14 protein-coding genes, 1 tRNA gene, 1 pseudogene and 1 other annotated feature are annotated in these 22,372 nt (G+C 46.0%); of the genes and pseudogenes, 5 read left to right on the forward strand and 11 right to left on the reverse strand.

Annotated features, from left to right (window positions below):
- Together QUB44_RS00995 and crtD are read left to right on the forward strand one after the other, a co-directional pair.
- Positions 1-578, forward strand: a pseudogene (locus tag QUB44_RS00995) (CopG family transcriptional regulator); the annotation flags it as partial.
- A gap of 178 nt (positions 579-756) precedes the next feature.
- Positions 757-2,373 carry a C-3',4' desaturase CrtD gene (gene crtD, locus QUB44_RS01000; RefSeq protein ID WP_333361986.1) on the forward strand — a complete coding sequence of 539 codons (1,617 nt, stop codon included), beginning with the start codon at positions 757-759 and terminating at the stop codon, positions 2,371-2,373.
- 263 nt (positions 2,374-2,636) lie between these two features.
- Here crtD and rplL read toward each other — a convergent pair whose 3' ends face one another.
- From rplL to rplS, 9 genes are all read right to left on the reverse strand, one after another.
- Complete coding sequence (gene rplL / locus QUB44_RS01005) at positions 2,637-3,029, reverse strand: 50S ribosomal protein L7/L12 (RefSeq protein WP_333361989.1); 393 nt, start codon at positions 3,027-3,029, stop codon at positions 2,637-2,639.
- A 138-nt stretch (positions 3,030-3,167) separates the two neighbouring features.
- On the reverse strand, positions 3,168-3,764 hold the full coding sequence (rplJ, locus tag QUB44_RS01010; protein WP_333361992.1) for a 50S ribosomal protein L10: 597 nt from the start codon (positions 3,762-3,764) through the stop codon (positions 3,168-3,170).
- Between the two features lie 29 nt (positions 3,765-3,793).
- Positions 3,794-3,966, reverse strand: a sequence feature (ribosomal protein L10 leader region).
- A 108-nt stretch (positions 3,967-4,074) separates the two neighbouring features.
- On the reverse strand, positions 4,075-4,788 hold the full coding sequence (gene rplA / locus QUB44_RS01015) for a 50S ribosomal protein L1 (protein ID WP_333361995.1): 714 nt from the start codon (positions 4,786-4,788) through the stop codon (positions 4,075-4,077).
- A 220-nt stretch (positions 4,789-5,008) separates the two neighbouring features.
- The gene (rplK, locus tag QUB44_RS01020; RefSeq protein WP_006635588.1) at positions 5,009-5,434 is read right to left on the reverse strand and encodes a 50S ribosomal protein L11; all 426 of its coding nucleotides are present in this window, start codon (positions 5,432-5,434) and stop codon (positions 5,009-5,011) included.
- Positions 5,435-5,437: 3 nt separating this feature from the next.
- Positions 5,438-6,076: a transcription termination/antitermination protein NusG gene (gene nusG, locus QUB44_RS01025; protein ID WP_015174942.1), complete on the reverse strand. Its 639-nt coding sequence runs from the start codon at positions 6,074-6,076 to the stop codon at positions 5,438-5,440.
- On the reverse strand, positions 6,073-6,306 hold the full coding sequence (gene secE, locus QUB44_RS01030) for a preprotein translocase subunit SecE (RefSeq protein WP_333361998.1): 234 nt from the start codon (positions 6,304-6,306) through the stop codon (positions 6,073-6,075). Before secE ends, nusG begins: the two co-directional genes overlap by 4 nt.
- A gap of 143 nt (positions 6,307-6,449) precedes the next feature.
- On the reverse strand, positions 6,450-6,659 hold the full coding sequence (locus QUB44_RS01035; RefSeq protein WP_333362001.1) for a hypothetical protein: 210 nt from the start codon (positions 6,657-6,659) through the stop codon (positions 6,450-6,452).
- Positions 6,630-6,702: transfer RNA gene (locus QUB44_RS01040), tRNA-Trp, on the reverse strand. Before QUB44_RS01040 ends, QUB44_RS01035 begins: the two co-directional genes overlap by 30 nt.
- 134 nt (positions 6,703-6,836) lie before the next feature.
- Positions 6,837-7,220, reverse strand: coding sequence for a 50S ribosomal protein L19 (rplS, locus tag QUB44_RS01045; protein WP_333130053.1), 384 nt, complete (start codon positions 7,218-7,220; stop codon positions 6,837-6,839).
- A 40-nt stretch (positions 7,221-7,260) separates the two neighbouring features.
- On the opposite strand from rplS, the gene QUB44_RS01050 reads away from it, so the two are divergent.
- Entirely contained in the window at positions 7,261-8,697 is a 1,437-nt protein-coding gene (locus QUB44_RS01050; RefSeq protein ID WP_445299852.1) for an inorganic phosphate transporter, read from the forward strand.
- A 32-nt stretch (positions 8,698-8,729) separates the two neighbouring features.
- Here QUB44_RS01050 and QUB44_RS01055 read toward each other — a convergent pair whose 3' ends face one another.
- Both QUB44_RS01055 and QUB44_RS01060 read right to left on the reverse strand, forming a co-directional pair.
- The gene (locus QUB44_RS01055; protein WP_333362006.1) at positions 8,730-12,839 is read right to left on the reverse strand and encodes an amino acid adenylation domain-containing protein; all 4,110 of its coding nucleotides are present in this window, start codon (positions 12,837-12,839) and stop codon (positions 8,730-8,732) included.
- Positions 12,840-12,841: 2 nt separating this feature from the next.
- Complete coding sequence (locus QUB44_RS01060) at positions 12,842-17,803, reverse strand: amino acid adenylation domain-containing protein (protein ID WP_333362009.1); 4,962 nt, start codon at positions 17,801-17,803, stop codon at positions 12,842-12,844.
- 310 nt (positions 17,804-18,113) lie between these two features.
- On the opposite strand from QUB44_RS01060, the gene QUB44_RS01065 reads away from it, so the two are divergent.
- Positions 18,114-19,223 (forward strand): alpha/beta hydrolase, encoded by a 1,110-nt coding sequence (locus QUB44_RS01065; RefSeq protein ID WP_333362012.1) that lies wholly within the window; start codon positions 18,114-18,116, stop codon positions 19,221-19,223.
- Positions 19,224-20,417: 1,194 nt separating this feature from the next.
- Entirely contained in the window at positions 20,418-22,028 is a 1,611-nt protein-coding gene (locus QUB44_RS01070) for an AAA family ATPase (protein ID WP_333362015.1), read from the forward strand.
- Positions 22,029-22,372 lie beyond the last annotated feature (344 nt).

Raw genomic sequence — 22,372 nt, forward strand, 5'->3', positions numbered from 1 at the left:
CTTTACAGCAGCAATTCGCCGAAAAAGAACACCGGGAACACGAGTTTCAGCAGCAGCTAGCCGAAAAATCCAGTGCTCTGGAATCTTTACAGCAGCAATTCGCCGAAAAAGAACACCGGGAACACGAGTTTCAGCAGCAGCTAGCCGAAAAATCCAGTGCTTTGGAATCTTTGGAGCAGCAATTCGCCGAAAAAGAACACCGGGAACACGAGTTTCAGCAGCAGCTAGCCGAAAAATCCAGTGCTTTGGAATCTTTGGAGCAGCAATTAGCTACCGAAAAGCAAAATTTGGCACAGCAATTGCAGCAAACCGTGTCGCAGTCGAGTTACGAATCTTTGCAGCACGAGTTAGCAGAAAAGTCAAGTACGATCGGCGACTTCCAAGTTCAACGAAGCAAGTTGCAATCTCTAGAAAATCAATTGAGCCAGAGTGCGGCGATACAGCGAAATTACGACGCTTTGCAGCAACAGTCTCAAGAACAGCTAAGAACAATCAAAGCTTTACGGGAACAGCTAGCTCAAATGCAGGCTGTGGCTGGGATTGGCGAAGCTTATCTCAACAAGTGGCGCCGTCCCTGATTCTCTCATCAGCACGGCACAGTCTAACGCTCCGGGTGCGCCCGGAGCACTTTACCCCTCAAACGTCCTCTAAACTCGGACGACTGCTCTTGTAGCGATAGATTTCAAGCTGTCGCTACAAGAGCTTTTTATTGCAAAATATGAGCATACTATTAAGAAATATTACAAAAAATAAATTATGACAGGCGATCGCACCCCTTTTGGCAAATCCAGTCCAGCAGACACTAAGGGCCGCGTCACGGTAATTGGAGGCGGCATCGGCGGGCTCACAGCAGCCGCCCTGCTAGCCCGCAGAGGATACAAAGTGCTAGTCTTAGACCAGGCGATCGTCCCCGGAGGATGCGCTTCCACCTTCAAACGCAAAGGCTTTACCTTCGATGTCGGCGCCACGCAGGTTGCAGGATTGGAACCCGGAGGCATTCACCACCGCATTTTCTCAGAATTAGACATAGAACTTCCCGCCGCTACACCCTGCGATCCCGCTTGTGCGGTGTTTTTGCCGGGAGAAACTGCACCGATTAGCGTGTGGCGAGATCCGCAAAAATGGCAGCAAGAAAGGCAGCGGCAGTTTCCCGGAAGCGAACCTTTTTGGCAATTATTGTCTGCATTGTTCAAAGCTAGCTGGAAATTTCAAGGGCGCGATCCAGTTTTACCGCCCAGAAACTTCTGGGATTTCTGGCAATTAATTCAAGCAGTTCGCCCCGATACTCTAATTACTTTGCCTTTCACTTTTATGACAGTGGGAGATGCTTTGCGGCTTTGTGGGTTGGGCGACAATTTGCGCTTGAGAACTTTTCTGGATTTGCAGTTAAAATTGTATTCTCAAGTCGATACCGAAGAAACGGCGCTACTTTACGCGGCGACGGCTTTAGGAGTTTCGCAAGAGCCGCAGGGATTGTATCATCTAGAAGGAAGTATGCAGGTGTTGAGCGATCGACTGGTAGAGGCGATCGAACGAGACGGCGGCAAAGTCCTGTTGCGGCATACAGTTGAAAGCATTATCACAGCCAACGGCAAAGCCACCGGTACAGTCATTCGCAATCAAAAAACAGGCGAAGTTTGGACAGAAACAGCCGATCGCATTGTTGCCAACGTGACAGCGCAAAATCTAGTAAAATTGTTGTCAGGCGAGCCGATTGTCGAAAATTTAACAGATAAATTATCTGTTAAATCAGAGATTTCAGAGACAAAAAACCAGCTCCCAAATCAAATGGCAGGCTACAAATATCGAGTTGATAAACTGCCACCTGCATCCGGTGCATTTGTCATATATTTGGGAGTGCATGAAAGCGCAATTCCGGAAAATTGTCCGCCCCACCTTCAGTTTCTCTACGATTACGAAGGTGAGATTGGTGAGAATAATTCATTATTTGTTTCAGTCAGTCATCCGGGAGATGGCCGAGCACCGGAGGGAATGGCGACAATTATCGCTTCCTCATTTACTGATACTCGAATGTGGTGGAATTCGGTTGATTATGAAGGATTAAAGCAAAAATACAGCGCAGGGGCGATCGCCCGTTTGAGCGAATATTTCGATTTGATGCCAGAGTCGATCGTACACCAAGAAGCCGCCACACCCCGCACCTTTGCCCGCTACACGGCGAGAGATAGAGGCGTTGTGGGTGGCATCGGGCAGCGAATACCAACCTTCGGCCCCTTCGGATTTGCCAACCGCACACCAATTAAAAACTTGTGGTTAGTAGGCGACTCCACCCATCCCGGAGAAGGAACTGCTGGTGTTTCTTATTCTGCTTTAACAGTAGTGCGGCAAATGGAAGCCACCTCTAAAATCTAAGAGGACACGGCAATGCAGTTTCCCTAGCGCAAAAAATAATTAATCGCGCGAGAGATGTAACTATCGCGCGATTAAATTTAGGGAACAGTTACAGCAGATTGCAGGTTTATGAGGTACGCGGGGCAATCCCATGCCTCATGCCCCATGCCCCATGCCCGACCCCAGACTGTACCTATATTGCTGAAAACCGCTGTAACAGTCAACAGTCAACAGTCAACCATCATTCCGGTGTCACCGGAATTGATATCAACTACATTCTCTGACTACTTGATAGCAATCTTTGCGCCCACAGCTTCAAGCTGTTTCTTCATTTCTTCAGCAGCTTCCTTAGCAATAGCTTCCTTAACTGCTTTCGGTGCAGCTTCTACCAAGTCTTTCGCTTCCTTCAGACCCAGACCGGTAATCGCCCGGACTTCCTTCAGAATTGCGATTTTCTTGTCAGCAGGAACTTCTTCAAGAATCACGCTGAACTCAGTTTGTACTTCTACTTCAGTTTCAGCGGCCCCGCCACCCATACCGGGCATCATCATCATGCCGCCGACAGGAGCAGCAGCGCTCACGCCGAAAGCTTCTTCAATTTGCTTAACCAATTCAGAAGCTTCGAGCAAAGTCAGAGACTTAAGTTTTTCCAAGATTTCGTCAGTTGCAGTAGACATTCGTTAAACTCCTAGTTCGATTGTAGATTTGAGATTTCAGATTTGAGATTTGCTCATTCATCATTAGTTTTTCGTCTCCAGTCTTCTATCTATTGCTAAATACTAATGACTGAGGACTAATTACTAATTATTAATGAATTACACAGATGCGCTTTCTGCTTCTGCTTCTGGTTGCACTTCTGGTTGTGCTTCTGCTGCTACTTCTGCTGAATCGCCGTCTTTTTCAGCATAAGCTTTAAGACCGCGAGCGATCGAAGTAGGAACTTGATTGATACCCACAGCCAACTTGGTTGCGACACCGTTGATAGCGCCAGCAATTTGAGCCATGAGTTGTTCTTTCGACGGCAGATCGGCTAATGCTTTAACATCAGCTTCTTTCAGTACCCGTCCTTCCATCACGCCGCCGCGAAGTTCAGTCTTCTTAGAGACTTTTTGGAATTCTTGGTAAGCTTTAATCGCGCCGCCAATATCTTCTTGCACGAACAGAAACGCCGACGTACCGGTCAGCAATTCTTGTATCGGCTGCCAGGTTTCGTTGCCTTCAACAGCAATTCGCATCAGCGTGTTTTTTGCCACTTGGCAACTGCTGCCTTTAGGACGCAAACGCCGACGCAAATCTGTGATTTCCGCAACAGTTAAGCCCGTGTAGTCAATCACGATCGCCAATTGAGATTCGCTCAAGGTTTGCTTGAGGTCTGCAATAATCTCATTTTTTACCGCTAAAGTTTTGCCCATACTTATTTCACCTCCTTTTAGGATCGAAAATTGCCCGTCAAAAACCCCGACCTTCGAGCCGGGGCAGAGAATTAAAAATTAACAAGTCAGAATTAAAAATAGAAAATTTCTAATCTTTGAGTCTTGAGTTTTTATTTCTTCAGCCTCGGCAGGAAATTAAGCGATCGGCACCTGCGGTCTTCAGCTTATTGATTTTTGATTAGGCTATCACTAGAAGGCAGACATAGCAAGGCTATGACGCAAATCTTGTGAGAGATTTACACAGACAGCCGAAGCTGTCTTTTACCTTCTGCCGAATGCTTAATTCTTTCTACGCAGCATCAAGTTTGGTATCGCGCAGGGCACTGATATCGACTTCGATCGACGGGCCCATTGTTGCGGATACGTACAAACTGCGCCAGTAGCGACCTTTAGCACCAGAAGGACGGTTGCGATCGACAGTTTCTTGCAAAGCATGAAGGTTGACCAGCAAATCTTCCGCTGAGAAAGCGGCCTTGCCAAACATAACATGAACGATGCCAGTTTTATCGGCACGGAATTCCATCTTACCACCTTTGAACTCGTTGATCGCCTGAGCAATGTCAGTCGTCACCGTGCCACCTTTCGGAGAAGGCATCAAACCGCGCGGGCCCAACAACCGACCCAATTTTGCCACCAACGGCATCACGTCTGGGGTAGCAATCAGGCAATCAAAGTCCATCATGCCCTTCTGAATCTCATCTATCAACTCTTCAGAACCAGCAATATCTGCACCGGCATTCAGAGCTTCTTTAACTTTTTCGCCCTTAGCAATCACCGCAATTCTGACTACTTGACCAGTTCCTTTTGGCAGCGATACAGTTGTCCGCAACTGTTGGTCAGTATATTTCGGGTCAATTCCCAAACGGATGTGAGCTTCAGCAGATTCGCCAAACTTAGCGGTTGCTGTTTCTTTCAAAAGTTGCAGAGCTTCCAGCGGTAGGTAAGGTCTCTCTTCAACTTTCTTTTGAAGTTCTTGCAGTCTTCGCGATACTTTCTTTGCCATTGTTATCTCCTGGGGTCAGTCGATTTTATATTTTAGATTTTAGATTGAACCTATCGGACAATCTTAAAATCTACCAGTTTTCGGTTACTAGCGAAGCTTTGCTTCTCCCCCTGAACCGATCGATTTTGGATTTTGGATTTTGGATTTTGGATTGAAGATTTGAGCTTCAACACTGGGAATTACCGATTGCCAACTGTCAACTGACAACTGACAACTGACTTTAATCCGCGATCGCCACGCCCATATTTTTAGCCGTTCCTGCCACAATTTTCATAGCAGCCTCAACATCATTAGCATTGAGGTCAGGCATTTTCGTTTCAGCGATTTCTCGTAACTGAGCCTGTGTAATTGTCCCTACTTGCTTGCGGTTCGGTTCTCCCGATCCCTTAGCAATACCAGCCGCTTTTTGAATCAAAACCGACGCCGGCGGGGTTTTGAGAATAAAAGTAAAACTGCGGTCTTCAAAAACCGAAATTTCTACCGGAACCACCAGACCTGCTTGGTCTGCGGTTCTAGCATTGTACTCCTTGCAAAACATCATAATATTGACGCCGTGCTGACCCAAAGCCGGGCCGATCGGAGGAGCTGGGTTGGCTTTTCCCGCTGTAATCGCCAACTTAATTACTGCAACAACTTTCTTTGCCATTAGTTAGTTCTGTTTCTGAACCTGATTGAACTCTAATTCTACAGGCGTATCGCGCCCAAAAATCGAGAGTAAAACTTTGAGCTTGTTCCGTTCCGGGCTAACTTCAATCACATCACCTTCAAAATCCTTAAACGGCCCGGAAAGTACCACAACGTGGTCTCCAGCAGACATCGATACTTTGACAACCGGTTCTGATTCCTGAGCGTTTCTGAAGATCCGTTCTACTTCCGAATGACTCAGAGGTAGCGGTTTGACGTGACCCCTGCCGCGCCCGTAGCGGCGTTTCTGCTCTGCCCCGACAAAATTAATTACATTCGGGGTATTTTTAATCACCTGCCACGTATCCTCGTCCATAAACATACGGATGAGTACGTAGCCGGGAAAGATTTTTTCATCTGACTGTCGCCTGGAACCGTCTTTGCCGACTTTGATCGCCGGAGTTTGCGGAATTTCCACTTGAACGATGCGATCGGCAACATCCAAAGTTTGAATCCGCTGATCCAAGTTTGCCTTCACCCGCTTCTCGCAGCCAGAGGCAACTTGAACAGCATACCAGCGAGCGTCAATCTCCGGCACATCTGGCGATGCTGCCTGTCCCGTCGCTTCTGTGGAATACTCAGATTCTTCTGATGCAAAAGTCATGGCCTAAACACCTGTCCCGCGCCCCAGTTAAAGAAGTTATCCACCAAATAAATCAGGCTTGCTGAGAGGATTACCATCAAAAGCACGGCCAAAGACTCGCTGATCAGCTGCTGCCTGCTGGGCCACACCACTTTGTCGAGTTCTTCTCTAGTTTCCTTAAAAAAACCTGCAGGGTTAAACCCAGGCGCCGTTATTTCTTGAGTTTCTTGAGCTTCGTCTTTTTTCGCCACGATTCAATCCCCCTTGCGATTTTAGATTTTAGATTTTAGATGGTGTGAGTGGCTCGCGGCTCTCAGATTTTGTGACACTAACCACTTACGCCCAAGTCCCAAATTTCAAATCTAAAGCCACGACTTTTTACAAGCCCAACCAATCAACCGCGTAAATGCCGATCGCCGAAACCGACGATCAAGAAGCCACACCGAGGATTTGTTGATGGCATTTTTTGCGAACCGCCCACAAAAATTAATTCTACCCGAAAGTTTACGGTTTTGACTGTTGCCAGCCAATAATCCGGGCGCTTTCGGGCAGAATTTAAAGTTTGGTGATTCAGCGCGCCCTGGAGGACTTGAACCCCCGACATCAGGTTTTGGAGACCTGCGTTCTACCAACTGAACTAAGAGCGCACAGGTGAGGTTGCTGAAATTCGCTTAACCTCTAGATTTCTATTTTAACACAGTGCGCTCGTAAATGGGAAACTTTTTTTTGAAATTTCTCAATTTCCCATGAATCATGAACCAAGGGAAAGCTGGGTGCATTCCTACAGGGAGCGATCGAACCGCTGTTTGACGCGAGTTGCCTTGCCCACCCGATCGCGCAGGTAGTAAAGTTTTGCTCTGCGGACTTTCCCGCGGCGCATCACTTGGATCGTAGCGATGCGGGGCGAGTGAATCAAAAACACCCGTTCCACGCCGACGCCCTGAAACACGCGTCGGACGGTGATTGTTTCATTAATCCCGCCGTTACGCATGGCAATCACAGTCCCTTCGTAGGGCTGAACCCGTTCTTTAGAACCCTCTTTAATTCTTACGCCGACGCGCACTGTGTCGCCCACGTAAATTTCGGGGAGTTGTTTATTGAGTTCTTGCTTGACTCTATTTATTTCTTCCGTCTCGATCGAACGGATTATTTCTGCGCCTTTCATGGGATTTACCAAAACTCACAATCCCTTATCATATATCGCAATGCCCGTTTTATGTCAAAAAATTTCTATGTTAGATACCTCTGGGGTCGTATTTCTGCAACTGGGGGCAATGGCTGCACTCGCCTTCTACGTCGCCGCCAACTTGGGGGCCAACGATGTCGCTAACTCGATGGGGACATCCGTAGGCTCGAAGGCGCTAACGCTTCGGCAGGCAATAATTGTTGCAGGCATACTGGAATTTTCCGGCGCAGTGCTGTTCGGCCAAGGAGTTTCCGAAACTCTAGCAACAGGAGTTGTGAATGTAGATGTGTTTGCGGCCCAACCGCAGGTATTTTTAATCGGGATGGTGTCAGTGCTGATAGCTTGCGGGATATGGCTGCAAATCGCTACCAGTCGAGGTTTGCCAGTTTCTTCATCTCATGCGGTGGTAGGTGCGATCGCGGGTTTTAGCTGTGTTGCAGCCGGAATTAATGCAGTTGATTGGCGAACCATCGGCACCATCTCCCTAACGTGGGTGGCGACACCTGTTGCCAGCGGTGCTTTAGCCGCACTATTTTACAGTGTGGTGAAGTATTCGATTCTCGATCGGCCAGATCCTCTATCTCAAATGCGCGAGTGGATACCTTGGCTGAGTGCAGCAATGCTGAGCGTATTTGGGATTATTGTACTGCCGTCTATTGTGGATGTTGCTTTCGTGCAGACAGGAGCGATCGCCTTTGTGTACGATCGATTTGGCTGGAGTCTGCCAATTCACGATATTGTCATTGGTATCGGGGGAATTGGGGCGATCGGGCTTTCCCTCAATAGCTGGAAAAAATTAGAATCAGTTGAGAAGGAAGAAGGTTCGGCAGCGGATTTTGTAACGGATGTAACGGATGTAACGGATGCAAGGAATAAGAAAGAGGGAATATTTTCCCAATCTCCCCCTCTCCCCCTCTCCCCCTCTCCCCCTCCCCGCCACTCTCTCATCGAGCAACAAATGGCGAGATTCCAAGTATTGAGCGCTTGTTTTGTAGCATTTGCCCACGGTTCCAACGACGTAGGAAATGCCGTTGCGCCCCTAGCTGCGATCGCCTACATCCGGCGCACAGGTTCCTTTCCCTCCGGGGATTTCAGCGTACCCCTGTGGATTTTAGTCGTCGGAGGCGCAGGAATAGTCATCGGTTTAGCCATCTGGGGCAAAAATGTAATTGCCACAGTCGGCGAAAAAATCATCCAACTCCAACCAAGCGGCGGATTTTGCGCGGAATTAGCCACAGCCACCACAGTCTTGCTAGCATCCCGCTTCGGTTTGCCAGTTTCCACATCCCACGCTTTAGTCGGTGCAGTTGTCGGAGTCGGACTGATCAAAGCTTGGAAAACAGTACGCTGGGAAACTTTGCTGTCAATTGGTTCGGCTTGGCTGGTGACAATTCCGATCGCAGGCGCTTTGGGTGCTAGCATTTTTAGCATCGCCCAATGGATTTTAGCCAGATGAACGCAATTCGATCGATCGCGCCCAACGGCCGCTCAATCACTTAATTTCTGTTTCAAGCAAAGGTTTAGCTGTCTGGCCAGCACCTCAACACAGGGCTTTCTCAACATAGTAAGGTGATTGCCAGGAACTCGAATCACCTCTACTTGTGCCGCCGTTAAATCGCTCCAGCCAAGAGTCGGATCTTGATGGTTCGTGCTGAGCTTTTCCCCCGATCTAAACAGAGTAATTCGGTGCGGATAAATTTTCGGTACATAGCTGAGAGTTGCTTGACTGTTAGCTTGAAATACAGTAAACATTGAGGGAATTGCCAGCTCGCGCCAGCTTTTTTGTTTTGACTCCTGAGATAGGATACTAACCATAATCGCCTGTTTCCAATTCCAGCTATGCCAAAAATTAGTTACCCAATTAAGCAGCTTATTTAAATTAGGGAACCTGGCTGCAATTCCGCCAAATTGCACATTTTCCGCAGCAGCCACCAAGCGAAAATAATCGACCACAAAAGGCCAGATAGAGCGGGAAACAGTAGTCAGAATAAACTTGCAACCGTCCCAAACAGAAGGTTTGTTAACAGCAACCGGCGCCAAAGTATCGAGCACAGCCAGCAAAGCCACTTCATCCCCCGCTGCAAGCAACTGTTGAGCCATCTCAAAAGCTACCAAACCACCAAAAGACCAACCTCCTAAAAAATAAGGCCCTTTTGGTTGAACGGTACGCAAGGCTGCGATGTAGTCAGCCGCCATGTCTTCAATGCTAGTTAACGGAGAACTTTCGCCGTCAATTCCTTTGGGTTGCAGCCCGTAAAACGGTTGATTTTCTCCTAGCTGAAATGCTAACTCGACATAAGGAAATACCACGCCAAAGATGGGATGGACGCAGAAGAAAGGCGGATTTTTACCGCGAGACTTAATTGCCACTAACGGCGACCATTCCTCAGAATTTGTTCCTGAATCTAGCGAATCTGCTAAACCTTCAATTGTCGGATTTAAAAAAAGGGCAGACAGCGACAACTCGCGCTCAAATTGCTGGTTGATCTCATTTATGAGGCGGATTGCGAGCAGGGAATCTCCACCCAAATCGAAGAAGTTATCGCCAATGCCAACAGGCTCTGTGTTAAGGATTTTTGACCAAATTTGGGCGAGGGTTGACTCGGTTGGCGTGCGAGGTGCAATGCAGCTTTTATCTGTTGAATTGCTAGTGAGATTCTGCGGCGATCTTAGGCGGTTGCGATCGATTTTGCCATTGGGAGTTAGGGGCAGAAAGTCGATCGCCACAAAAGCACTGGGAATCATGTAATTGGGCAGTTGTTGTTTGAGGAAATTCCGCATTTCCACGGGATTAAGCGTCTGATTTTGATGGGGAACGACATAAGCAACTAAGCGCTTGTTTCCAGACAAATCATCTTCAGCCACCACCGCTGTTTCTTTGACTGCGGGATGCTGAAGCAGCAGCGCTTCAATCTCTCCCAATTCTATTCGATAACCGCGAATTTTTACCTGTTCGTCAGTGCGCCCTAAAAACTCAATATTGCCGTCGGGAAAATAGCGAGCTAAGTCACCTGTTTTGTAAATTCGTTCTCCCGCTTTCTCGCTAAACGGATTAGCAATAAATCGCTGGGCGGTTAATTCGGGGCGGTTGAGGTAGCCTCGCGCCAATCCGCTGCCGCCGATGTACAATTCACCGGGAATTCCGACGGGTACAGGTTGTAAATTTTCATCTAAAATATAGAGTTGAGTGTTGGCAATTGGGCGGCCGATTGGCGGTTTTTGCCGTGAAGCGAAGCTATCCCGCAGGGAATCGCCAATTTCGGCAAAACTCGACCAGACAGTCGCTTCTGTGGGGCCGTAAGCGTTAAAAAACCTGCGCCCAAAAGCCCAGCGTTTTACAACATCCGGGGAACAGGATTCGCCAGCACAGATGATTGTTTGCAGTGCGGGAAGTTCGGCGTTTGGAAGGACAGCTAGCAGCGAGGGCGGGAGGGTAGCGTGGGTAATAGCATTGTCCTGCAAAAATTGGATTAATGTTTGTCCGGGCAACAAAGATTCTTTCTTGGCACAGTAAAGTGTTGCTCCCGTCCCCAAGGCCATGACAATCTCAAAGATTGAGGCATCAAAACTCAGGGAGGCAAATTGCAAAATGCGGTGATTTGAGTTTAAGTTAAAAGCTTCTATTTGAGCTAGGGCTAAGTTGTAGAGTCCCCGATGTTCGATTAGAACGCCTTTGGGTTTTCCGGTTGAACCAGATGTGTAAATGACATAGGCTAGGTTTTCTGGTAGGATATTTGTAGTTGGATTTTCTGGGCTTTGTCGGGCGATAATTTCTCTGTCGGAGTCCAAACACACTACTGAAAAAACTCCGTAATTTTCCGGCTGCGTCAAGTTTTGGGCTAAGTGCTGCTGAGTTACCAAAATCGACACCTGAGCATCTTCTAACATGAAGTTAAGGCGCTCTTGAGGATAAGTTGGATCTAAAGGAAGGTAGGCTGCGCCTGCTTTGATAATGCCTAGCAATCCGACGATCGCGTCTAAGGAACGTTCTACACAAAGGCTCACTAAAACTTCTGGTGCTGCTCCCAATTGCTGCAAGTAATGTGCAAGTTGGTTGGCTTGGCTGTTGAGTTGGCGGTAGGTTAACTGCTGGTTTTCAAAGACGGCGGCTACAGCATGGGGATCACGCTCGACTCGCTCTTCAAATAGCTGATGGAAACACTGGTTTTGCGGATAATCTCTGTGAGTGTCATTCCAATCGATTAATAATTGCTGGTATTCTGGCGCTGTCAGCAAAGCCAAGTCGCTGAGGTGCTGTTTGGGATTGGCAACAATGGCTTCGAGCAGCGTTTGGAAATGTCCCGCCATGCGCGCAATTGTGCCGCTATCAAATAAGTCTGTGCTGTAGACAAATTGCCCTTGAATACTTCCTGCATTTTCCCACAAGTGGCACTCTAAATCTAGCTTGGCGGTTCCCGCGTCAAAGTCGATCGCCTCGAAAGCGATTCCCGGCAATTCTAGCGCTGCTACAGGAGTGTTTTGCAGGCTGAAACTAACTTGAAATAGGGGGTTGCGGCTCAACTCGCGATCGGGGTGCATTTCCTCAACCAACTTCTCGAAGGGCAAATCTTGGTGGGCGTAGGCTGCCATTGCGACGTTTTTTACCCGATGCAATAGTTCCCGAAAAGTTGGATTTCCTGATAAATCTGCACGCAGCACTAAACTGTTGACAAAAAAACCGATTAATGCTTCTATTTCGCTCAGGTTGCGATTGGCGATCGGCGTTCCTACTGCAATATCTACTTGTCCTGTATAGCGGTACAGCAAAGTTTGAAAAGCGGCTAGTAGAGTGATAAATAAAGTCGCGCTTTCTTGCTGGCTCAATGACTTTAGCGCCTCGCTCAAAGCAGGTGATAGTGTTATAAATTGTTTAGCGCCGCGGTAGGATGGAACGGCTGGTCTTTGCCTGTCTGTTGGTAGATTGAGTGTGGTAATTCCGTTTAACTGCTGCCGCCAATAAGCTAACTGGGTTTCTAATACTTCGCCCTGCAACCATTGGTGCTGCCACTCTGCAAAGTCGGCGTACTGCACGGGCAGTGCTGGTAAGTGCGATATCTCATTTTTTACAAATGCTGTGTAGAGCGTTCCCAGCTCTCGAATTAGCACTCCAATCGACCAACCATCAGCAACAATATGATGTAAATTCAGCAATAATATATGTTCTGTTTCACTGAGTTGTAACAGCGTTACTTTAAATAACGGCCCGGCGGCTAAATCGAAAGGGCATTGCGCTGCATCGGTTGCAAGTTGCAGCGCTGCGGTTTCCTGCTGAGTTGGCGAGAGATTTTGTAAGTCGATTGTGGGGAGGGATACGGTTAAAATGGGAGCAATAATTTGTACGAGTTCCCCTTCCAAAAGCGTAAAAGTGGTGCGTAAAGTTTCGTGCCGCTGCACAATTTCGTTGAAGGTTTTCTGTAAGGCGATGAAGTTGAGGGAACCTGTTAAGCGGAGCGCTGTTGAAACATTGTAGAAAGGATTGCCCGGTGCTAATTGATTGAGGAACCAAAGCCGCTGCTGGGCAAAGGATGCCGGGAAGACGAAAACATCTGTTTCTTGCTGCATATTTCTCGAAAGTGTACTCTGTTCAACAGCGCTCATTTTTATTTAATTTCTTGATTAAAAGATGATAGCTTCCTCCGCCGACTGTCCCGAGAAATCGCCACTAAAGCAGGAGCTTTAATATTAGCATCGCTCTCTTTTAAACTCTCCACAATCTTAGATAATTCTGCAATTGTCGGTGCTTCAAAAACCCGGCGCAAAGGCAACTCTACCCCGAAAGCATCTCGCACTCTCGAAACAAGCTGAGTCGCCAGCAGCGAATGGCCTCCCAATTCAAAGAAATTGTCGCGGATACCCACTCGCTTTATCCCCAAAACCTCAGCCCAAATTTTCACTAAAACTTCCTCAATAGAAGTATGAGGCGCAACATAACTGCCAGCCCATTCTAACTTAATTGGCTCCGGTGCAGGCAAAGCGAGGCGATCGACCTTTCCGTTAGCCGTCACAGGTAGCGACTCCAGCACCACAAAAGCCGACGGAACCATATATTCCGGCAGTTTTTCTGCTAGATAAGCCTGCAACTGTGGCACTAATTTCCGTGCTACTTTACCTTGTAAGGGATTGTTAGCATAAGAGCGCCAAGGACGCAAGTTATCGCTTCTGGTTTCTCGCACAAAATCTCTGGTTTCGCCCCGTGCAAACACTACATCGTAGCGCCCTTGACTGTCGGAATTAGACCAACTAATATTAACATTATACGGAACTTCCAAAGCATACCAATCTTCTGGATCTACTCCTAAATTCTCGACTTTTTCCACGGCTTTCTGCAACTGACCTGCTGTTAGAAATTTATCGACAACAGACAGCAACTCTGCCGCCTTAACTGCTGCAGTTACCCGCGCATTAGGCACATTAGCAATTCTTAAAACATCGAGTGGATTTGTCAATAATATTTGTTGCACCTTGGTAACAGTCAGATTCTGATTTTCATTCAACCAATCCAGCCGTTTCGATTCCCCCAACTCCCCTTGTGCCGGGGATTGGGGGGGATATGTTTCCGACGCAATATGCAGAATAGCATTGTACCGAAAATCAGTTAACTCATTGTGATAACTACCGCGAATTAATTGAATCTCTACGCCGCCAATCTGCGGAAAGCGCTGTTTTAATGCGCTAAAAAAATCTGGTTCAATAACTAACTCTGTTTCTTGAAAAATTTGCATTTGTACTCGCTGCTGCAACTGTTCGCCCGCGAGAGAAGGTTCGGCTTGATACAGTTGTACCGAAGCGTGAAAAGCTGCCAGCAACGGCAAGCTGCGGACATCTCCGATGAATATAAAGCCGCCGGGAGCAGTTGCTTTCACCGCACCTTCTAGCACCTGCACGAGATAGTCGATATTCGGGAAATATTGCACGACAGAGTTGAGAATTACTGTGTCAAAAGCTGCTGTCTCTACTCCTTCAAAGTCAGTCGCCATTTTCTGAAGCAGCGTTACATTAGCTAACTGTTGATTTGCCAAGTGCTGCCGAATATAGTTGAGCGAAATAGGTGAAAAGTCGGTGCCGCAATATTGAGTGCAGCGAGACGCAATTTGGAACAGCAACAAACCTGTGCCGCAGCCAATTTCTAACACTCGGCTAGGCTGCAAAGCTAAAATTTGGGCGGCTTGATTGTTCGCCCAGTCGCGCATCTGTTCTGCTGGGATTGGCTGATTAGTATAACTGCTATTCCAGCCGACAATATTAAATGTTGGATCTGAGTCAACGGCAGGTTGATTGTAAGTTTCATTGTAGAGCATTTGCCACTGCAAAACCTGTTCGTCCTGCAATTGCATTATTTGGTTTTTTTCGCGGGCAACGCTATATTCAGGATTGAGGGCAATATAAGCTACTAAACGTTTATCTCCCTGTCCATCTTCCGAAGCTATTGCTACAGTTTGCTGCACGGCCGGATGTTGAGTTAATACTGTCTCGATTTCTCCTAATTCGATGCGGAAACCGCGAATTTTTACTTGTTCGTCAATGCGTCCTAAAAATTCAAGGTTGCGATCGGCTCTGTAGCGCACTAAGTCGCCTGTTTTGTAAATTCGCTCTGCTGAATTTGGTTTAAACTCAGATGTTGCATCATTATCGAGAACAGGCATCCTGCCTGTTCCACAAGAGATTAATTTTCCTGTGGAACAGGCATCTTGCCTGTTCCTAAACAAGTCATTGAGAATGATGCCTGAATGTGGTTTAAAAGGATTGACAATAAAGCGTTGTGCGGTTAAATCGGGGCGGTTGAGGTAGCCGCGAGCGAGTCCGTTTCCGCCGATGTACAATTCGCCAACAACGCCGATCGCCACTGGCTGCAAATATTTGTCTAATATGTAGATTTGAGTGTTAGCAATGGGGCGGCCAATTGTCGGGGCGATGTCTGTTTGCTCTGTTACAGGAATATAACCGGAAGTTGTGACGACGGTGTTCTCGGTTGGGCCGTAATTATTTACTAGCTTAAATGGATGGGATTTTAAAGGATGTTGTTGCAGTTTTTCGCCGCCTGCGAGCAAGATTCGCAACGCTGTTGTTTGAGGCCAATCTAATAGCAAAACTTTCTCGGCTAAAGGTGTTGGCAAAAAGCTAATTGTAATGGCGTTTGATACTAACCAGTTTTGCAGTTTTTCAGGATCTCGCCTGATGTCATCTTCTGGAAAGTAGATGCTAGCTCCCGCAGCGAGATAAGGCCAAATTTCCCACCCGCAAGCATCAAAGCCGATCGCTGCAATTTGCGTTGCTCGATCGCCCGCTGACACCCCAAACTCTCTTTGATGCCAAAAAACGAGATTTAACAAGCTCCCGTGCTCAATTTCAACTCCTTTCGGCTTTCCCGTGGAGCCGGAGGTGTAAATCGCGTAAACCAGATTTTCGGCTGTAACTGCGCTGGTGGGATTGTCGGCGATTTCTTGGAAAATCATCTCCCAGTCTGTGTCTAAACAAACTATCTGTAAATTGGGCGATTCCCTGCGGGATAGCTTCGCTTCACGCAAATTCTCTACCCATTGCTGCTGAGTTAACACAACAGATAATTGAGCATCTTTTACCATAAAGCTCGATCGCTCAGCAGGATAGCTTGGATCTAAAATTAAGTAAGCTCCTCCCGCTTTCAGGATACCCAACATCCCCAGGATCAGATCGAGCGATCGCCCGCAGCAAAGCCCGACTAAAACTTCCGCCCCAACCCCCATTTTTTGCAGATAACGTGCTAGTTGGTTGCTGCGGAGATTTAGCTCTCGATAGGTGACTCGCTCCTCTCCAAATACCAGCGCCACCGCATCCGGTGTCCGATCGGCCTGCATTTCAAATAGCTGATGGATGCACAAATCTTGCGGATAATCTGCCTGAGTATTGTTGCATTCAACTAACAAATGATAGCGCTCTTGGGCGCTCAAATATTGCAAGTTTGCTATGCGCTGTTCGGGATTTGTCACAATGCTTTCTAACAAGGCTTGAAAATGCTCGATCAGGCGGGTAATCGTAGCTTCATCAAATAAATCGGCGCTGTAAATAACCATGCCGCTGATGCCTTCCGAGCTATCAACCCACAGCTTATTGCTGGGCGATTGGTTGCTTCCCGAACTGTTGGGCGATCGCTCCCACAAATGGAACTCCAAATCAAACCGCGCTGTACCCACATCTAACTGCTGCGGGCTGAGTGTTAATTCTGGCAATTCTAACCGATTCGCCGGGGCGTTTTGCAGCGCAAACGCCACCTGAAATAAGGGATTTTGGTTCAACGCGCGATCGGGGTGCAGTTCTTCTACTAACTTCTCAAACGGCAAATCTTGGTGAGCGTAAGCTCCTAATGCTACCTCTTTGACTCGGTTTAAAAGTTCCCGAAAAGTTGGATTTCCCGACAAATCTGTACGCAGCACCAAACTGTTGACAAAAAACCCGATTAATGCTTCAATTTCACTGCGGTTGCGATTGGCGATCGGCGAACCTACAACAATATCTTCTTGCTGCGCGTAATGGTAAAGCAACGTTTTAAAAGCTGCCAGCATTGTCATAAACAGCGTCACTCCTTCGCGCTGGCTCAACGTTTCTAAAGCCTCGCTCAGTAGTTTTGGCAGTTGCAAAAATTGCCTTTTGCCTCGGTAACTTTGAATTGCTGGTCTGGGCCGATCCGCAGGCAAATTTAGCATAGAAATGCCGTTTAACTGCTGCCGCCAGTAAGCAAGCTGCGTTTCTAAAACTTCCCCTTGCAGCCATTCGCGCTGCCATTTTGCAAAATCAGCATATTGGATCGACAAATCCGGTAAAGGCGAAGGTTTTTCGCTAGCAAATGCCGTGTAAAGTGCGCCTAATTCCTGAATTAGCACTCCGATAGACCAACCATCGGAGACAATGTGGTGCATATTCAGCATTAGTAAATATTCGGCATCATCTAGCTGCAATAATGTGACTCGCAGCAACAAGTCCTTGGACAAATTGAAAGAGCGTTGAGCTTCCTGGGCGGTGAGCCTGTTTGCTTCAGTTGGTCGAGATTCCTTTGGCAAATTTCGCAAGTCCACTACATTAATCGGAAGGTGGAAAGCAGCAGCTATTCTCTGAACGGGTTGCCCCGAAACTACTGCTAAAGTCGTGCGTAAAGCTTCGTGGCGGCGCACAATTTCATTGAAGGTTTGTTGCAGCGCCGAAAAATTGAGCGCACCTGTCAAACGCAATGCTGCGGGAACATTATAGAAGGGATTGTTCGGTACTAATTGGTCGAGGAACCACAAGCGCTGCTGTGCAAAGGAAAGCGGTAGATTTCCTTCCCGCCCCAGAGGAACAATCGGTGTAGGAGTGAAACTAGAAGTACGATTAGCTGCTTTTAAAAATGAAACAATTTCGGCTTTTTTCTGAGAAATTTCGGCGCGCAGTTTTGGTGTAAGAATTCCTTCGGGAGCGTTGCAGCGCAGGATCTCGCCCTCAACAAAAATATTAATATCTAGACTGCGAAGGTAAGATAAAAACTCAACTAACTCCACCGTGACAGAATCTCTGGAATTTGGCGATGAACTCGATATTTTTGGATCGGGCATTTTGAGTCATCCTATCAATCGATTTTAGATTTTAGATTTTAGATTTTAGATTGAAGCATTGACCCCACAGATAAATTCGGGGGTTCCTGTATCGGATACAGGTTTTTTATTTCTGGGTCCTGAGTCTCCGAAGGAATGAATCCGGGGGCTTTTATCCTGGATGCTTTCGGTCATTACTTGGGCAAATCAATAAATTAAATTCCACCAGCGCACAAATTAAGAGCTTAACTTACCGCTTGCTTACTGTGGCCTAACCTGAGTATGATTCTGTTTGAATTCGCAACCCAAATTCTACCCAAGGTTTCAGCTTATGCCGTTCATGCCCTTCAATTTCCTGTTCCTATGGCTGGTAGGACTGCTGTCGATCGGGGTACTTGGCGGAGGTATATACATTATTTACGAATGGTACATCGGCGCACTTGTAGGGATTTCCTACTTAGTCAGCGGAGTGTTGATGGTTCTTTGGTCTGTTGGCGGCCGCTTTATCAGTTTGCCGCTGTTCCGCCGCCCCGGTGCTGACGAACCGAAGCCGACGCGGACGGGTACAGTGCAGCGGGTAGAGAGACCTGATGGCACTATTTTACAAGTAGAATTCTACGGCCCAGAGGACGGGCAGCCGATTATTCTCTCCCATGGTTGGGGGCCGAACAGTATGGTTTGGTATTACGCGAAACGGCAACTAAGCGATCGCTTCCGAGTGATTGTTTGGGATCTTCCAGGTTTGGGAAAATCCACTCGACCAAAAAACAGCGACTACTCCCTAGAAAAATTTGCCCGCGATCTCGAAGCCGTCATTGCCATAGCAGGAACTAAACCTGTTATCCTACTCGGACACAGCATGGGCGGCATGATTTCTCTAACATTCAGTCGGCTTTTTCCCGAACTTCTCGGTAGTCGAGTAGCTGGTTTAATTTTGGTAGATACGACTTATACTAATCCTCTCAAAACCGCTATTTTTAGCGGTTTATTACGCGCTTTGCAAAAGCCGCTGCTCCAACCTCTGCTCTACCTCACCATAGCTCTTGAACCCATTATGTGGGGAATGACTTGGCTGAGCTATCTCAATGGTTCACTGTACATCAGTGTAGAAATATCGGGATTTAAAGGCACTGAAACGCGCGGTCAATTAGATTTTTCAGCTTTTTTATCAGCCTTGGGTTCTCCCGGCGTTCTTGCTCGCGGCACACTGGGAATGCTCAAATTTGAGGAAACAAAAACTTTGCCATCAATTGACATTCCAGTGTTGGTGATCTGCGGCGATTCAGATATCGCCACTACCCCCCCAGCTAGCCTGCGAATGAAAGCAGAATTACCTCAAGCAGAGCTAGTTACTATACAGAAAGGAGGACACATGGCATTAATCGAGCATAACCAGCAGTTTGCAGATGCTGTCAGGGCATTCTGCACAGAAATTTCGTGATTTTTAGCTGCCGTCAACCTCACTGGTAAAACCTGCCCCACCCAATCCAAAATACAGCAAATAATTCATTCTCCGGGGTGGGTTTTACCAACAATAACAGCCAACAATTAACAATAGACCTCTTGCAAAAGTCTGGAGGCAAAAGAAGCTGCACCAATAAACTCAGCTTAGAATATCAGGTCTTGATAACACTGGAATAGCTGGACTTTATAATTTTGAAATCAATCAAGTTCAAAAGATTCATAATTTTTGGATCGGGCATTTTGAGTCATCCTGTCATTACTTGGGCAAATCAATAAAAGAAATTCCACCGGCGCACAAATTAAGAGCCAGGACTTACGGAAGTGTCACAATTAGTAAGGTGCGTCAGATCCGAAACCCTTGATAATCCGTTTATAATCAAAGTTTGACGCACCCTACAAGTCGATTCGAGCGTGCTATTGCAACTAAGTAGGCTGCGATCGCACCCATCGGGCGGTTACGCGATCGTAAGAAGGCGGCGCGGAGGATCGTCGCAAAAAAAGTGAGGCTATCCTACCTGAACTTCCTGCTCAGTTTGAACCTTTGCTAAAGCCGCTTTGAGATTTGCTTCAATCGACTCCACCTCACCCCAATGCTGGCAGTAAACTAGCAGCTTGCTACCTCTCTGAAGAATGAGATTTTGATTCTAGGTAGCTAGACATCAGGCATTGCTTTCTAAATCTTGGCTTTGAAAAATAGCAGGTGTGTCAAACTGTGTCCAGGAAAGATAGCAGCGCGATCGGCAAGGAGTAGTAGCGGAACATCGCCCCTCGTTCCATAAATTGCTCCATCACCAGCAATCTTTACTGATTACTTTCAAGTATTGCCTTCGCCTGCAAAAGTCCTTGATATTGATCGCTATTGTGAGATTTTGGTTCTCAGTTGGGGGCGATCGCGCAAGCACTGACCAAAGGTACGGCTTACCGCTCAATTTTTACTTCATAGGTAAAAAATATATATAAATAATCCCCCTTCATGGCTGGATTATACCGAAAAATTTCGTATAACACGCCAATAGTTATATTATAAAGAAAATTTCTGCATGAGTTGACAAGACTTGCCTGTTATGATTACTATATAATTGTATATAAAGGTGTTATGTAGAAAATTCATGTATAATGCCTAGTTAGCACCCCAAACAATCCATCATAAACAGAACGAATGAGTTGTTAGATGAGAATAAAGAAACTTCAGCTTAATAATGGCTACAAAAGATTTTTTGACCTTACTATTGATCTAGGTGAAAATCCCAAAAGGATAGTTGCATTGGTGGGTCCTAATGGTTGCGGAAAAAGTAGTGTGCTAGATGGGATGCTTTTTCACAACAATGCATATAATCCGTTAGGAAACAAAGGTGGTAAAGATCATCAATATCATTCGATGAACAGAATTCCAAATTACAATTATCAAAATGTTTCTATTCACTTTTTGGAAGGAACATTTGAGGAAATTAGAAACGAAAAGCTAAAGTCTGGCAAACAAAATACAATATTCTCATTTCGTAGCCCCTATAGGTACAACAGCAGCCTTATGGTCAAAGAATCAATGGCGACTTCTGATATAACATTCAATCAATATGGGGCAACTACGACCTCAGATATTGATGACAAAATAGAGGAAAACTACAGGCGACTTTATATCAAATATAACAAATATATGAATGATGTTGACTGCAGACCAAGTGAGGCAAAAGCAAAAATAATTGGAGATTTGAACTCTTCTATTAGAAAGTGTCTTGATTTAGAGATATCAAGTATTGGAAATATTGAAGCTTCTCAAGGTAGTCTTTACTTTAAGAAGTCGGATCACCAAAGTGAATTTGAATTTAATGTTCTTTCTTCAGGAGAAAAAGAAGTAATTGATATACTTTTGGATCTCTATCTAAGGCAAGATGAATATTGCGATACTATATTTTTATTAGACGAACCAGAGCTGCACATAAATACATCAATACAGAAAAATCTTTTAATAGAAATTGATCGTTTAGTTGGAGAGAACTGCCAAATATGGCTTACAACCCATAGCATAGGCTTTTTACGCGCTCTACAAGATGAGATGAAGGACAAGTGTCAAATTATTCAATTTAAGTCCAACTATAAACTCGCTTCAGAGGCTTATAACCTGACTCCGATGAAGGCGTTAAGAGCAAATTGGAGTGATATTTTTTCAATTGCGCTTGATGACTTAGCTAATCTTGTTAGCCCTAAGCGTATAGTCTACTGTGAAGGCCGCGACCAACCAGGTAGGGGTGGGGTCGAGAGAGGATTAGATGCCGAGGTTTTTAATCATATATTTTCGGAAAGTTATCACGATACACTCTTTGTTTCGAGTGGAGGTAATACTGAATTAGATAAGCGAAGTGATATTGCAATTGCGATTCTAAGCAAGGTCTTTTCTAACTTGGAAATATTAGTCTTAAAGGATAGAGATATGGCATCAGGGCGAGATACTACTGAGCAGGACAGGCAATCATATCTCGCTCTTAATCTAGCCAATCACAGAGTCCTGAAAAGATGGGAAATTGAAAACTATTTGTATGACAAAGAAGTTCTTGTCAAATACTGTGAAGAAAATAAGTTAAAATTTAGTGAAAATGAATACGATCTATTAGTGACAGATATAGACAATCAGAACTTAAAAGATGTCACTGGATCAATAAAAAATATTTGTGGAATTATTGTCAGCGTTAATCCTAAAACATTTAAGTTGAATCTTTCTAAGTGTATCTCGGAAGAAATGAATGTTTATAAGGAATTAATTTCCTGTATCTTTGATCGTTGTTAGACTAAAGATACTAAAGATGCTAACAAGTGCAATGCACCTGAAATTTAAAGTTTACTATTTCTAGCAAAAGTTATCTGAGTCCGTTGATTTGAGCCGTTAGTACAGTGCGAGCTACGATCTTGTAGGGTGCGTTAATGAAATATAACGCAATTTTTGCTTTAACACAAGCAATTTTTTCGGAGTAACTTCTGGTCAGCTATAATGTCAGATAAGCTAGTAAAAATAATTAGCTTCGTTGTTTAGTCCAGAGAGGTTATCGGCGATGCCTGCGGTGAGCGAAGCGATCGCCAAGTATAAGTAATTGTGAAGCGATCGCTGTATAACAAATCATTGGATTTGGGGGC

Source organism: Microcoleus sp. AT3-D2 (assembly GCF_036705715.1).
Classification (GTDB): Bacteria; Cyanobacteriota; Cyanobacteriia; order Cyanobacteriales; family Microcoleaceae; genus Microcoleus.

Coding starts and splice junctions, on each gene's coding strand:
- QUB44_RS01055 (WP_333362006.1), bottom strand. CDS start 12,839: ATGAGCGCTGTTGAACAGAGTACACTTTCGAGAAATATGCAGCAAGAA.
- nusG (WP_015174942.1), bottom strand. CDS start 6,076: ATGACTTTTGCATCAGAAGAATCTGAGTATTCCACAGAAGCGACGGGA.
- QUB44_RS01050 (WP_445299852.1), top strand. CDS start 7,261: ATGCCCGTTTTATGTCAAAAAATTTCTATGTTAGATACCTCTGGGGTC.
- QUB44_RS01070 (WP_333362015.1), top strand. CDS start 20,418: ATGAGAATAAAGAAACTTCAGCTTAATAATGGCTACAAAAGATTTTTT.
- QUB44_RS01060 (WP_333362009.1), bottom strand. CDS start 17,803: ATGCCCGATCCAAAAATATCGAGTTCATCGCCAAATTCCAGAGATTCT.
- rplJ (WP_333361992.1), bottom strand. CDS start 3,764: ATGGGCAAAACTTTAGCGGTAAAAAATGAGATTATTGCAGACCTCAAG.
- rplA (WP_333361995.1), bottom strand. CDS start 4,788: ATGGCAAAGAAAGTATCGCGAAGACTGCAAGAACTTCAAAAGAAAGTT.
- QUB44_RS01065 (WP_333362012.1), top strand. CDS start 18,114: ATGCCGTTCATGCCCTTCAATTTCCTGTTCCTATGGCTGGTAGGACTG.
- QUB44_RS01035 (WP_333362001.1), bottom strand. CDS start 6,659: ATGTCGGGGGTTCAAGTCCTCCAGGGCGCGCTGAATCACCAAACTTTA.
- crtD (WP_333361986.1), top strand. CDS start 757: ATGACAGGCGATCGCACCCCTTTTGGCAAATCCAGTCCAGCAGACACT.
- rplL (WP_333361989.1), bottom strand. CDS start 3,029: ATGTCTACTGCAACTGACGAAATCTTGGAAAAACTTAAGTCTCTGACT.
- rplS (WP_333130053.1), bottom strand. CDS start 7,220: ATGAAAGGCGCAGAAATAATCCGTTCGATCGAGACGGAAGAAATAAAT.
- rplK (WP_006635588.1), bottom strand. CDS start 5,434: ATGGCAAAGAAAGTTGTTGCAGTAATTAAGTTGGCGATTACAGCGGGA.